Below are 14,472 nucleotides of genomic sequence, written 5' to 3'. Positions count from 1 at the left end.
ATTAAGGAGGTAGTGGGATATGCTCAATCGATTTAATTGGGAACAGTCATGGGCCTTGGCTAAGAAGTACTGGTGGGCGCTTGGCCTTTTGTTTCTATTGCTTTTCTTCTTGCTCAGTACGTTCATTCATTCGACACCAAAAGAATCGGCCACTCCGACAACGGTTACGGCCGGTGGCAAAACGACTCAACCGGTAAAAAGCGAGGGCCATTCGTCACAAGCAAAAGCGCCAACCACGCTCAAGGTTGATTTGAAAGGGGCCGTGAAAAAGCCCGGCCTCTACACGCTACCGGTTGGCTCTCGATTAGCCGATCTTCTTGACAAAGCCGGTGGTTTGACGAAGGAGGCCAATGTCAGCGAGCTGAATTTGGCTCAGAATCTAGAAGATGGCATGGCGGTTTACATCGCAAAGGAAGGGGAGGCGCCACCAGCAATACGAAACGTGGGAACCGTTCCTGGAAGCACAAGCAGTAAGGACAAAACAACGGGATCAGACAGTGGTCGGGTTCGGTTGAACTCCGCCAGTCAAAAAGAATTGGAAGGCCTGTCTGGTGTTGGCCCGAAAAAAGCTGAACAGATCATTGCCTATCGAGAGGAACACCCTTTTCAATCGGTTGACGAATTGAAAGACATTTCTGGAATAGGGCCGAAGCGATTTGAGCAGTTAAAGGATGCCGTTAGTTTATGAGGCGAACTCGAACCGACTTTTTATTCGCAATCTTATTGGCTAGTTTTACCAGCTTCCTCTATCAAGCAAACGCTTGTACGGCGGCGCTGCTGACCTTGACCGTTTTCTGCACGTTCACAGTGGGAAGCCTTCGTCATTTTCTGATGCTTTGGTTGAGTGCTGGCATTTTGGCGCTTTATTTTATTTTTGGACAGCAGCAACTTGCCAATCAGGCAAAACGGCCGGCTTTTATTGATGAGATGGCCATTCGGGTGCAGCGTGATCAGCTTCGTTTGACAACGGAGGGGACAGTCTCTGGACAAGGAAGACTTGAAAGCGGGGAGAAGGTACTTTTTAACTACCAAGCCACGAGTCAGAAAGATTTGGATCGCTTTATTGAAAGTGACCATGCACGCTGGTTGCTGGGCCAAGGTGAAAAGCGTCCGATTATGGGGCCGACCAACGATTACCAGTTTGACTTTCGCCGCTACTGGCAGAGTCAAAAGGTCACGCATCAAATTCAATTGAAGACTGTGGCAATGCAAGAGGCAAAGGCGTCCAATCCCGTTGTTGCCCTGATTGATTTTCTGCACCGGGCCCATTTCAGAGCCGAAAGGTTGGCGGAACGGTTACCCAATCCCCTTCGTGACTATGCCCTTTCGTTACTCCTGGCCTCAAAAGCGAGCCAGCTCTATCAGAATAATCCCATGATTGCAGAATTAGGCTTGCTCCATCTCTTTGCTCTTTCTGGTCTCCACGTTGCCTTCTTGACGGCAACAGTGCAAAGATTCTTCCGCTATTTACGGATTGAACAGGAAGTGGGGGATGGGGTGTTATTGGTTCTCTTACCGCTCTTTTATCTCTTTACTTCGTCACCAGCCGTTTTGTTTCGTGCGCTGCTGGCTGGTGAACTGCGAATTATTCGCCGGTACCTCCGTTGGCGAATTTCTGCAATTCAGATTTGGTCTTATTCCTTGATTGGGAGTCTGCTGCTTTCGCCAGCTATTTTGTTAACTTTAGGCGGGCAGTTATCCTTTTCCTTGACGCTTGCGGTGATTCTATCGAAGCAGTTGGGCATGATTAAACGTGGCCTTTTCCTATCCTTGGTGACCTTTCCGCTAATTTTGTCACAGCAGTATGTCTGGAATGGCTGGCAAACGGTTGCCAATCTTTTGGCCATCCCGTTTTTTACAAGCGCCGTTTTACCGGCCACTCTGCTGGGGTATTTTCTTGGTTCTTGGTCTTTTTTAGCGACCCTGTGTAATCTACTCATTCGTTTCTTTGACACCGCTGTTTCCTTGGCTGGTCGCTTACCCGGACAGTTTGTCATTGGAGCGCTTTCCTGGCCCGTGTTAATTGGCTTATTTTTGCTGCCCTTTTGGCTGCTGCCGTTAGGGAAAACAGGTAAGCGATTAGTCATTGCGGCTTGGTTCACCATACTGTTGGGTAATTTTGTGCTGATTCATTGGCCTGCCGAGGGGGAGTGGACGACTTTTGACATTGGCCAGGGGGATGCCGCTGTCTTGATTGAGCCCAGGCACCGAACGGTGACGATGATTGACACCGGTGGAAAGGTGCGGTTTGGTCCTCAGCCAAACTATCGAACGGGGCATCCCGAAGACCTGCGCCCTAAAGCAATCGAAGCAAAAAAAGCAAAGGCAAGAGGAGGGGCTGGCTCGTTCCGTTATTTTGCCCTATCTTCACGCCAGGGGAATTCAACACATTCATACCCTCGCGCTCTCCCATCAAGATCAGGACCATATTGGCGATAGCCGGGTGATCCTTGAGAATTTTCGTGTCGATCTTCTGGTGATTCCAGCCGGGATGCGTTCGCTGCCATCCTTTCAAAAAAAAATCCAACCGTATTTACAGCGGACTCGGGTGGTTGAAGCGACGAATCAAACGACTATTCCGAATTGCCCCCTTAACATTCGTTATCCCTTTGAGGCTGGGTTAGCAGGAAACGACGATTCTTTGGCCTGGACGGGGAAAATTGGTGGGCAAAGTATCTATACAGCTGGTGACTTGGACCGTAACGGCGAGCAGAAAATATGGTCGAAGTACCCAGATTTTTCCCCAACCATTGTTAAATTTGGCCACCATGGGTCGAAAACGGCGACCGATCCGACGGTCTTTGCCCACTGGCAGCCCAAAGTGGGCCTCGTGTCGGCCGGCCGAAATTCTCGTTATGGGCATCCACATCAAGAAGTGTTAGACGTTGCTGAAAAGGAGAAGATGATTGTCTACAGTACACAAGAGCAGGGTATGCTAAGATATAGCTATCGAGGAAATCACGGACATTTTGAGGTAAGCATTCATGACCCTGCAGGATATTAAAGGACAAATTGATAATCAGGCCCTCCCGGACCTTTATTTGGTAACTGGTGAAGAGCCCGCGCTTTTGCAAAAGGCCAAGCGCCTCTTTGCTTCAATCATTCCAGAAGCAGACCAGGAAATGAACGATGCCTCCTATGACTTTTCGGCTGTCGGTCTAGACGATGCGATCGCCGATATTACGGCGCCACCTTTCTTTGGTGACCACCGAGTGGTTCGATTGACGAACCCGACTTTTTTGACAGCGACAGGGAAGTTATCGGACAGTCTGGAAAAAGCTTTTTTATCCGTGATTGAACATCCGATTCCTGGTAATTTATTGGTAATTTTTGCCAATGACCTCAAGCTGGACAAGCGGAAGAAATTAACAAAAACCGTATTAGCAAAGGCAGAACGCCTCGATTTGCCACGGCTGAATGAGCGACAAGTGGGGCAGGCCTTACAGGGCTTGCTCGAACAACGAGGCTTTCGAATGGCGGCCGATGCAAAGCAGGAACTATTGCTGCGGACACAGGCCTCTTATAGTAAAATGTTGCAGGAATTGCCCAAGTTATTGGCTTATGCAGCGGATAGTAAGGAAATTACTCGGCAAGCAGTCGATGATTTGGTCATCAAAGAATCGACCGCCCAAGCCTTTGATTTGGCGGATCTGGTCCTAAAGGGCGAACGCGAAGCCGCGATTCGGACCTACCATGACCTGGTGAAAAACGGCGAAGCACCGCTTCGCCTAAATGCCCTGTTGCTTGGTCAATTCCGCTTACTCTTGCAAGTTGCCTCACTGTCGGGATCAGACGCCGAAGCGGGCAAGGCCCTTGGCATTCATCCGTTTCGAGTGAAGTTGGCCCGGCAATCGTTACGGACCTATCCTTTGGGGAAGGTGCGCGATGGCTTTTTAAAAATTTTGGACATGGAAATTCAGATGAAGTCCAAAGCAGTCGACTCACTCTTCTTATTTGAAACCTTTATGGTGAATTTTTGATTGAAAATGTCGAATCTTCTTATGGCTGATCTGAGTTATTGGAAACAAAAAAAGACTTGCTTTGAAAGCAAGTCTTTTTTGGATTAATTGAATTCGCCGTCTGCGATTTGTTCCAGTGTTTCGCGTGATGGAATAAAGAAGAGCTGGCCAGTCAAAATGTCTGAGAAAGTCAACAAGTAGTCCGATTGGTCCAACATATTGATCAACATGCCCTTTGTCACGTGCCAGTAACGGGAATAACCCATGAAATAAGTACCGGTAACGCCAGTGGCAGGGTCCGAATAAGGAACGTTCATTCGGATAATCTTTTGTTCCTCACCGTTTTCATCGTATTGTGAAGCAACGTTGTGCGCGTTTTGATACTTGTCTTCATCTTCCAATTCCAAGTCGGTGAACTTTTCACGGCCAACGGCTTTTTCTTGGTGTTCAGTCTTCATCTTGTTCCAGAAGTCCATATCGTGACGCCACTTCTGGGCAAAGGCGTATGAACCGTTGATATAGTCAGGATCCTCATCACCAATGATGGCATAAGGTGCGGCATCTTCCATGGCTGGGGCTTCGGTACCATCGATAAAGCCGATAATGGCACGACCTTCAAAGTAGCGGAAACCTTGGGTTGAATCAAGCACTTCCGTGTATTCCTTCAAGAACTTCATAAACTGGCTCTGGCACTCCACAACAACGGCTTGGTTGTTGGGCCCGAATGTGGAAGAAGAGGTCACCTTCCGTTGCCGGCATTTCGTACTTAGGACCTTTTAAAGTCTCGTAAGTTTCTAATTCTTTTGGCTTCTTAGTATTTGGAAATAAGATATCCCAAGCGTGGTTTGAAATTCCGATTGCCACCTTCAATTGAGAAGGCGTTCCATCGTTTTGACCGTCGCGAATTCGTAATGAACGAATAATGGCTTGCGAGCGGTCGGCAAAAGCCTCCACTACTTCTTTCAATTCTTCGGCTGGCAAGTCTTTAAACTTTAAAACCGTGAATTGTACACTTTGTCCGATGTCCTTCCAGACATCTTGAGCAATCGCTGGGTTGATTGGCATTATATTATCCTCACTTCTCTTTGATAAAGATATTATAACCTATAAGGCCGGGCTGTACTACAAAAGTTTAGATTGATTTTAATCTAATCTAAAGTAGAAGAATTGCTTAGAAAAAGGGATAGTATTTCCGACTTTTCTTTTTGAACTTTTCTCTATAAAATGACCATATGGCAAAAATCACGAAAATTTCCACTCAAAAAAGAGCGGGTCGCTACAATCTTGAATTAGACGGGCGCTTTGCCTTCGGTATCTCGGAAAACGTCCTGGCCAAGTTTGGCCTGATGAAGGGGCGAGAGCTAGACAAGGAAGAAATCGAGCGCATTAAGGCGGCCGATTTGGTGGATCAGGGCCTGAAGGTGGCGCTGAATTACTTGTCTCCGGCCATTCGGACCAAAAAGCAGGTCGCCGATCGCTTGAAGAGCAAGGACATCAAAGAAGGGGTTATCGACCAAGTCATCGACTACCTGGTCGAACAGCAGCTCCTAGATGACGCGACCTACGCCAGGGCCTATGTCAATACCAAGCAGGTCTTTTCACCCAAGGGCCCTCGGGCGATTGCCATGGAGTTGAAGAAGGCTGGAGTGGCCGAGCCTCTCATTGAAGCGGCCATGGAAGAGTATCCAGAAGAGGCACAGCTGGAAGTGGCCGTGAAGCTGGCTGAAAAGATTGCCCGAACGCATAAGCGTGATTCGACGCGGATTCGCCAGCAAAAGACCGCCCAGTCACTGGCCCAAAAGGGCTTCTCCTTTGACATTGCCAGCCGGGCTGTTAACGAGATTGACATTGAAGCCGATGAGGAAGACAAGCGGGAAAACGCCCGTAAGGAGGCCGAAAAGGCCCTTCGCCGACAACGGACCGGAACTGCTAAAGAACGCTATTACAAAGTCAAAAGCAAACTCTACGCTAAGGGCTATACAGGTGAGACGATTGAGTGGGCCTTGGAAGAGCTCGACTTTGGCATGGATTGAAGAAAAGGGGTCAAAGGGCGCTCTGTCACTAAGGGGCGGAGTAGGTTATCTAAGCTCAAAGAAGAATCTTCATTCCTCCCACTAGCCATCGTAAATCTTTAATCTCCTTTCGTAAAAAATATGATATAATCGAAAAGGAATTTTTTGTCAGAAAAGTGGGACGAGCATGATTGTTGATAAGCCGAGTCGCGGTCCACGCGAAGGGGATGTCATCACGATCAAAAGCTATAAGCACGACGGCTCGTTGCATCGGACATGGCGTGACACCATGGTGTTAAAAACCAGTGAGAATGCCATCATTGGATTAAACGACCATACTTTGGTGACAGAAGATAACGGCCGGCGCTGGGTGACCCGCGAACCGGCCATTGTGTACTTTCATAAAAAGTACTGGTTTAATATTATTGCGATGATTCGCGATAACGGGGTTTCCTATTACTGCAACCTGGCTTCTCCCTACACATTAGATAAAGAGGCGCTCAAGTACATTGATTATGACTTGGACGTCAAAGTCTTTCCAGACGGTGAGAAGCACCTGTTGGACGCGGATGAATACGCGGCCCACAGTAAGAAATGGCACTACCCCAAAGAGGTAGACCAAATCTTGAAGGCCCACGTTAAAATCCTGGTTGATTGGATTGACCAGGGCAAGGGTCCTTTTTCAAAAGGGTATGTGGATGTCTGGTACTCCCGTTACCAATATTTGATGCAACAGCGGTTGAACGATCGTCGTTGACCAAGAAAAAAGCCCGGATTTTATCCGGGCTTTTTTTGTACAATAGACAGAGATAGTTTCACAAACAGTTAGAACCAATTGAGCATAATTGCTTTGACTTGTAAAAAGGCGTAGAAGGGGTATTCGATGACGGTTACCGTAAACATTGCAGCAGGGGAAATCGACAGCCGACAGGCACTGGTGCAAGACATTGCCGAACGCATGAAGGCGGGTGAAAAACGGCGGATCTTCTACCTGGTGCCAAACCACGTCAAATTCGATGGGGAAGTCGACGTCTTATCCCGTCTGGCCCAGGCCAATGGCAAAGGCAAGAACCAGCCCTATGCTCAATCACAGGTGCAGGTCTATTCCATGTCCCGTTTGGCCTGGCGCTTGCTGGATGATGAGGGCTTGACCCAGCCGGCCACCCTTGGGTCTGCCGGGCTCTTTGTCCTGGTTTCAAACATTCTAAAAGAAGAAAAGGACCGCCTGCCCATCTTTGCGCGCATGGCTGCCAAGAAGGGCTTTATTGAGAAACTGGTGGCCCAGTTAACCGAATTGCGGGCTTCTCGGGTTTCGGCCCAAGACCTATTAACGATTGTCGAAGCGGTCAACGGCCAAGACAAGCAGGAGGCCTTAACGGCCGAAGCGCTAAAGCAGAAGCTCCGTGACTTGGCCATCGTGGCCGACGCCTTTAACAAAAAGATGGGTGAGGACTACTTACTGGCTCAAGAAATGCTGCCGGACTTTGCCAGCCGAATGAAGGACGCCGACTTGTCGGATGCCATCTTTTACTTTGATGGCTTCACTGGTTTTACCGCAGCCGAATGGGCCGTGGTTAAGCTCTTGATTGAAAAGGGCGAAGTCCAAATCGCCCTGCTCGGAAGAGTGGCAAAAGACGACCCCTTGAAGTACCAGGCGGCCGGCTCGGTCTTTGAAAAGCCCTTAGAAACCGCTCGGACAATCCGAGAAATGGCCAAGCAGGCCGGACAGACTTGTCAGGTCAAGGTGCTGGAAGAAGAGAGTCAGTCGGAAGAAAACCAGCCGGGTGCGACTGGCCAAGCTGAAGCCGCACAGAAAAGCAGTGCGGCTGCCAGCCGGAAAAACCTCCTACAGGCCTGGGAAAAGTTAGGGGCCTACCAGGACTTTTCCGCAGACGAAAAGCAAGTCGCTGAGACCAATCTCCAGGCCTTCGTTGCGGCCAACGCCGTGGCCGAACTGGAAGAAGTCGCTCGCCGGATTCGAGAGGATTTGCGTCTGAATCCCGACTTGCACCTCCGCGACATTCTCGTTTTGGCCCGCGACCTGAATCCTTACAGCAAGCACTTGCCAGCCGTGATGGACGCCTTTGATTTGTCCTATTTCTTGGACAACGACGTCAAGATGGGCAACCATCCCTTGGTTGAGCTGACGACGACGCTCTTAGCTAATCCAAGTGCGCTCTATCAAAAGGATCAACTGCTAACGGTTTTGAAGACCGGCTATTTGCGACCAATCATAAACGGTCAGCTGCTCGACGATGAACCCTACTTTGAAGCCGTCGCCTACCTGGAAAAGTACTTAGACGGCCACCGGGTGTCCAAGAAGACTTGGCAGGACGACAGCAAGGGCTTTGCCCTCTTTGAGCTGCCGGCCGATGAGACCGAAGGCTTTAGCGAAGATGCCAAAGTCAACCGCCGCCTCTCCCAGCTCAAAGTCTTCATTCACCAACGAATGGAAGAACTGAAGGCAGTGCTGGACGGAGCTGATACGAACCTGGCGGCAGCCCGAGCCCTGATGACTTTTTTGGTTAAGGCCAAAGTCCCAGAGGCCGTGCAAAAACAAGGCGACTACCTACTTGAAAAGGGTGATCTGATTGCCGCCCAGCGGGTGCGCGAAGTCTGGCAACTCTTTGTCAACATTTTGGACCAGGTCGTTTCAATTGCAGGCACTGAAGCCTTTTCCCGGCAGACCTTCCTGTCTGCCTTGCAGGCCGGCTTTTCTGGTGGAACATTCTCCGGCATTCCCAACCAGTTAGACCAACTAATGGTGTCGGAAGCAGGTATCGTGCAGAGCCAAAAGTACAAGAGGCTCTACTTCATTGGCGCCACTAGAAACGCCCTACCGGCGCAAATTAAAAACAAGTCCCTGCTGTCTGATCAGGACCGCTTGCTGGTTCAACCGGCCCTAGCAGATCAAGAAGACCCCCGCTACTTGCAGGAAACGGCCAAGCAACAGATGGCCTCAGAAGCGCTGGTCTTTTACAACGCCCTGCAGGCGGCCAGCGATTCGGTGACCTTTTCCTACCCCTTGCTCGATCAAGACGGTGGGCTAAACGAAGCCTCACCATACGTGCTGCGCCTGACTTCGGCCTTTGGCATCGATGAACTAGCAACGGTCAAGGCCCAGGCGGAAAACCTGAGTCAGCTGGCTTCAGCCTATGCCGGAACGGCCGCTGCGACCCTTTCGCAGTTGGTGAAACTGCCAAACAATGAAAAAGTCGGTCCAGACTTTGACCGGGTAAAGGAAGCCTTAGAAAAGGCCGGCTACGGAAAGCGAACCGAACGGGTGCTTTCGAGTCAGAACTACGAAAATAAGGCGAAAAAGCTCTCGGTCGAAATAGCCAAGCGGCTCTTCCAGGGGCCGCTGATGCTCTCCATTTCCCAGGTCGAATCCTTCTACCGCAATCCCTACGAGTACTTCTTGAAGTACGGTCTGCGTCTAAAGGAAAAGCCGACTGTTGAAATCAACAATATGCTGGAAGGAACGATTTACCACGCGCTCTTTGAAGGGGCGGTTTTGCAAGTGGTCCAGCAAAACGATCGTCTGGCGGACCTGGCCGATGAAAAAATCGACGGCCAAGTCAACCAGCTCTTTGAAGAACAGTTACAGCTGCCAGAGTATGCCGAACTGACCGAACCCGGGCAGGGGCAGGCCCAGGCGAACTTTATGGCCAATCAGGCCAAGCGGGTCTTGAAAAACCTGCGCGATGTCGCCCGTTTGAGCAATACATCGCGGCCAACCCAGGTCGAAGAGCAGTTTGGAATGGGCCGGCAGGGCTTGCCCGCCATGGTGATGGCAGATGAAGCTGGACAGTCCGTTAAGCTCCGTGGAAAAGTCGACCGCTTCGACCGCCAGGATGCAGTGGGCGACTTTGGTACCATTGTCGACTACAAGCTGAACGGTAAGAAGTTCAACTATGCTGACGCGGCCAACGGGCTGGAACTGCAGCTTCTGGCCTACTGGCAGGCGGCAAATGAAAACGCCCAGGCCATGGGGATGGCCGCAGACGGTCAAGTTGCTGGGGCCTTCTTTGCGCCAATTAACGACCAAGTCACCAGCTTTAAGGACTTCAAGGGGGACTTTGGCGAACTTTTGGCTGGCCAGCTAAAGGCACCAGGCAACAAGCTCCATGGACTCTATTTGGATAACGAGGACTATGTCGATACCCTTGACTATGTTGAGTACGGTCAGCCTTCCGAGGCCTACGCCATTGCTAAAAAGCAAAAGGGCGGCTTTAACGCCAACCAGTCCGATGTGGTCAGTGCCGACGAACTGAACCTACTGATGGCCCGCAACCGTCAGTTGATCTTGAATGCGGCGGCCAAGATTGCTGCCGGGGACTTTAGCATTGCCCCAAGCAAGCAGTCGTTGACCTATTCGAAGTACACCGACGTGATGCGCTTCGATGCCGCCCTGGGCGATCAGTACCAAAACTTTACTTACCAGGGAAAGAAGGGGGCCGTGCTAAAGGCCCTTGAAAACAATTTAACTAGTGAAACAGACGGAAAGGAGGCCGACAATGCCTGAATTCACAGCACATCAGCAAGCAGCCATTGCCCACAGGGGGCACAACATCCTGGTCTCGGCCTCCGCTGGTTCCGGAAAGACGACCGTTTTGATCGAACGGTTGATTCGAAAAATCGTCGACGAGCGAATTCCGGTCGACCGCTTCTTAATTGTGACCTTCACCCGAGCCGCTGCCGGGGAGATGAAGGAACGGTTGGAAAAGGCGCTGACCAAGGTCTTGCAGGCCAGCCAGGATTCGGCAGAACGAGTTTACCTGCAGGAACAGCTGGCCCTTTTGCCAACGGCTGCGGTAACGACCATTGATGGTTTTGCCCTGCAACTGATTGAGTCTTACTACTACGAAATCGATTTGGACCCGGCTTTCCGACTGGTGGCCGATTCAGCCGAGGAAGCGCTTTTCAAGAACCGCGTTTTGGACAGCCTCTTTAACGACCTTTACGATGATGAAAACCCCGATCACCAAGCCTTTTTGAACGTTCTGGAAAACTTCGCCTCGGTTTCACGAGACAATGCCTTAAAGGAAATCATCTTAAAGCTGGCGGATTTTGACATTGCCCGTCCGGAAGAGGACCACTGGCTGGACTCACTGGCCGATGGGGAAGATGCCAATCGACCACTTGCTGAACAAAAGGCCTACCAGGAGTATTTGGCAGGCGAAGTGCGTCCGGCAGTCGAAGAGGCTTTGGTAGAAGCACGGAATCTCCTGCCCTTTGTTGAAGGACAGGAGAATAAAAAGCTGGACGATGCCGCCTTGGCCTTCACCGAGGTTGATCACTACCTTAGCCAGCTGCTTGCCATCATTGATAAAAAGGGTGACTATGAAAGCCTTCGGGCAGCCATGGCCCTGCCCAAGTTGAAGTGGCCAAACCGTGATAAAAAGGCCTTTGAAACGGATGATTCGGACCGGATTGCGGTGGCCGAAGTGCTTGAAAAAGTCGCCACTTATCGCGAGAGCTACATCACGAGTGGGAAAAGTCAGGACAGCCCGCTGAAAAAGATCCGCGAATCCTTCTTCCGTCTCAGCGAAGGTGAATGGCAGATTGTTAACGCCCGTGGCCAGCGGATTTTGGCTGACTTGGTGACGGTTACCCGCGATTACCTGGCCGCCTTAAAGAAGGCAAAGGCCGAGGCAAATGTCCTTTATTTCTCTGATTTGGTTGTCTTAGCCCGGCAGATTTTAAAGAAGGACGACATCAAAGAATTGGTTCAAAACCAGTTTGAAGAGGTCATGGTTGATGAGTATCAGGACGTCAACCGCCTGCAAGAAGCCTTCTTAAAGGATATGTCCAACGGTCACAACATGTACATGGTCGGCGATATTAAGCAGTCGATTTACGGCTTCCGTCAGGCGGCTCCGCAGCTGTTTGCTTCGAAGTACGACGACTTTGCCAGTGCTGATAGTGACGATGAGCGAATCGAATTAGCGGAAAACTTCCGGTCGCACAATAACGTGACCCGGGTTATTAATCAGATTTTCACGCAGATAATGGACGAAAAGCTGGGGGATGTCCCTTATCAGGGATCGGCTAAGCTGATTCCAAAGGCCGCCTTTCCAGAAGAAGTACCGCCGGTCTTTCACCTGGACCTCTTGTCCATTCAAAAGAAGAATCAGGGCAGCAGTTCTGCCGACAAGGAAGAGGCAGACGATGATGATCGCGGCACCCGCGAAAAGACGCTGACCTACCTGCTGAAAAAAGTCCAGGACCTCCATTTGAACGGCCAGGTCTATGATAAGGAGGCCCCAAATGGCATGCGGGCCATTCGGTATTCAGACATTGCCATTTTGACCCGGTCGAAAACGGTCTACCCGGACTTGCTCCGCTTGGCCCACGAGGCCGGGATCCCGATTCAGTCGGAGTCGGTCGGCGATTACTACAAGGCCATGGAAGTTTATTTGGTTCTGGACTTGTTGCGAGTGCTGGATAATCCCCACCAGGACATTCCCTTGGCAGCCGCCCTTCGTTCGCCGATTTTTGGCTTTGATGAAGATGAATTGTCTGCCATTCGTCTGGCGGATGAGGGTCACGACTTTTACACGGCCTTTCTGGCCTATGCTAAAGAGGACGAGAAGGCTGAAAAAGTCTTGGAACAGTTCGACAAGTGGTCCCTTTATGCCCGGCAAAACGACCTGGTTGGCCTCATTTGGGCCATCTACCAGGACACCGGTTGGCTAGACTACGTCGTCGGTCTGCAGGGCGGTGCCCAGCGGCAGGCGAACTTGCATGCCTTGTACCAGCGGGCGACGACTTTTCAAGAAAATGGCCAGTCCGGTCTTTACGCCTTCATTGCCTACATTGAGGAGGTGCAAGACGGCGGTGGCAACGTTGGTGAAGTCGCCCAGGAAACCTCGGAATCCGCGGTTTCGCTGATGACCATCCACAAGTCCAAGGGCTTGGAATTCCCCGTTGTCATCTTGCCTGACTTGGATAAGTCTTTTAACCAAATGGACAGTCAGACGAATTTTGTCCTCCAAAAGGATGCTGGTGCAGGGCTTGACTACTTGGAGCCAAAGGCCAAGGTGAAGCTGCCAACCCTTGGAAAGTACGCGGTAAAACAGGCCATTAAAAAGCAGAACTGGTCGGAAGAAATGCGGCTATACTACGTGGCCCTGACCCGTGCCAAGCAGCAGCTGCACCTGATTGGTCGCGTCGATCCAATGGATGGTGAAAAGGAAACGGCCACTCAACGGCTCTATGAAAACGCACAGTTGGCAGAGGGCCAGTTTCTCTCAGAAAGTCAGCGCCTAAAGGCCAGTTCCTACTTGGATTGGACCCTGCAAGCCCTTGCTCGGACGAAGAATGCGGATTTGGATAAAATCATGACGTCGGCAAGCCTCAAAACAGTCGGGCAGGCGACTCATCCAATCGAGCTGGAAGGGGGCGCAATTAACACACAGCTGATTTTAGAGGAAGATTTGCCTCAAACGGTGGATTTGCTTGTTGCTGGTGTCAGTCAGGCGGCGTCCGCTGATGCTGAGGCGGTCACTGCCAAGCCAGCCGCTTTGAAGCCGGCTGATTTAAAGGAACTGCAAGCAAAGCTTTCCTACCGCTACTCATTTGAAGCCGCCACGAAGACGGCCGCCTACCAATCGGTGTCAGAAATCAAGTCACTCTTCGAAGATCCGGACCGGCCATTCCTGGCCGACCTCTACTTGGATGAAGGAGGGCAGGCAGTTGAGGGTGGTCGAAGAGATGAGGAGAGGAATGGCCATGCAGACGCTGTTCTTGTGGAAGAAAGCAAGGCGGAGGCGGCGGATTCTTCTGCCGCTCGCATGCTGACCCAAGACGAGCTGCCGCTGCCGGACTTCATGACCGACGGGAAGGCCAAGCCGTCCCCAACGGCCGTTGGAACGGCCACCCACTTGATTATGCAGCTGGTCGACTTCACCTCCTGGATTGAGGAAAGGGACCTGGAAAAGTTGGTTGGTGACCTCGTTTCAGAGGGGAAGATTGCCGAAGAAGTGGCCCCTTTGATTGATTTGGGGCAGGTGATTGCCTTCTTGCATTCGGATTTTGCCCAAGAGATAGCCCGGCATAATGCGAACTTGAAGCGGGAGACGCCCTTTGCCATGGTCATTCCGGCCAAGGAGGTCTACCCTGATTTGAACGACGAACAGCCCATTCTGGTTCACGGGATTGTCGACGGCTATTTCGTTGACGAGGGAAAGAAGACGGTGACGATTTTTGACTATAAGACCGACTATGTGCCAAAACGGCCCGGTGCCCGTCAAAAAGAGGCCCTGAAGCGGATGCGTAAGAACTATACGGGACAGCTGAATTTGTACCGCCAGGCCCTTCAGGAAGAGTACCCGGATTACGACGTTTTGTCAGGGCAGCTGGTCTTGTTGTCGGCCGGGTTGAACCTGACTTTGGACTGAGCGGAAGCGGCCGGTGGGCTGCTTGCACTTTAGGCGTTCAGCGGCTATAATTGCTAAAAAGTTCGAAGCACCCTTGACGCTGATGAAAGCAAAGGAGAC

The 14,472-nt window shown here is 51.0% G+C and carries 8 protein-coding genes and 1 pseudogene; 8 read left to right on the top strand and 1 reads right to left on the bottom strand.

Annotated features, from left to right (window positions below):
• Positions 1–19 precede the first annotated feature (19 nt).
• The 4 genes from G6R30_RS04735 to holA are packed head-to-tail and all read left to right on the top strand — an operon-like array spanning position 20 to position 3,980.
• A complete protein-coding gene (locus G6R30_RS04735) occupies positions 20–688 on the top strand; it encodes a helix-hairpin-helix domain-containing protein (protein WP_213821987.1) in 669 nt (222 codons plus the stop codon).
• Positions 685–2,439: a ComEC/Rec2 family competence protein gene (locus tag G6R30_RS04730; RefSeq protein WP_213821985.1), complete on the top strand. Its 1,755-nt coding sequence runs from the start codon at positions 685–687 to the stop codon at positions 2,437–2,439. The genes G6R30_RS04735 and G6R30_RS04730 overlap by 4 nt, the downstream gene beginning before the upstream one ends.
• A gap of 4 nt (positions 2,440–2,443) precedes the next feature.
• Entirely contained in the window at positions 2,444–3,004 is a 561-nt protein-coding gene (locus tag G6R30_RS04725; protein WP_213821983.1) for a ComEC/Rec2 family competence protein, read from the top strand.
• The gene (gene holA / locus G6R30_RS04720) at positions 2,985–3,980 is read left to right on the top strand and encodes a DNA polymerase III subunit delta (RefSeq protein ID WP_213821981.1); all 996 of its coding nucleotides are present in this window, start codon (positions 2,985–2,987) and stop codon (positions 3,978–3,980) included. Before G6R30_RS04725 ends, holA begins: the two co-directional genes overlap by 20 nt.
• An 83-nt stretch (positions 3,981–4,063) precedes the next feature.
• On the opposite strand, the pseudogene G6R30_RS04715 reads toward holA, so the two are convergent.
• Positions 4,064–5,024 (bottom strand): annotated as a pseudogene (locus tag G6R30_RS04715) (Dyp-type peroxidase).
• Between the two features lie 167 nt (positions 5,025–5,191).
• Between G6R30_RS04715 and recX the strand changes: the two are divergent.
• From recX to addA, 4 genes are all read left to right on the top strand, one after another.
• Positions 5,192–5,992: a recombination regulator RecX gene (gene recX, locus G6R30_RS04710; RefSeq protein WP_213821979.1), complete on the top strand. Its 801-nt coding sequence runs from the start codon at positions 5,192–5,194 to the stop codon at positions 5,990–5,992.
• Positions 5,993–6,158: 166 nt separating this feature from the next.
• Entirely contained in the window at positions 6,159–6,728 is a 570-nt protein-coding gene (ntdP, locus tag G6R30_RS04705) for a nucleoside tri-diphosphate phosphatase (RefSeq protein ID WP_213792337.1), read from the top strand.
• Positions 6,729–6,854: 126 nt separating this feature from the next.
• Entirely contained in the window at positions 6,855–10,496 is a 3,642-nt protein-coding gene (locus tag G6R30_RS04700; protein WP_213821977.1) for a PD-(D/E)XK nuclease family protein, read from the top strand.
• Positions 10,489–14,373: a helicase-exonuclease AddAB subunit AddA gene (addA, locus tag G6R30_RS04695; protein ID WP_213821975.1), complete on the top strand. Its 3,885-nt coding sequence runs from the start codon at positions 10,489–10,491 to the stop codon at positions 14,371–14,373. The genes G6R30_RS04700 and addA overlap by 8 nt, the downstream gene beginning before the upstream one ends.
• Positions 14,374–14,472 lie beyond the last annotated feature (99 nt).

The organism is Fructobacillus parabroussonetiae (assembly GCF_018437265.1).
GTDB lineage: Bacteria > Bacillota > Bacilli > Lactobacillales > Lactobacillaceae > Fructobacillus > Fructobacillus parabroussonetiae.
The sequence above is the reverse complement of the archived record's forward strand: the minus strand, read 5'-3'. Positions and strand labels throughout refer to the sequence as shown.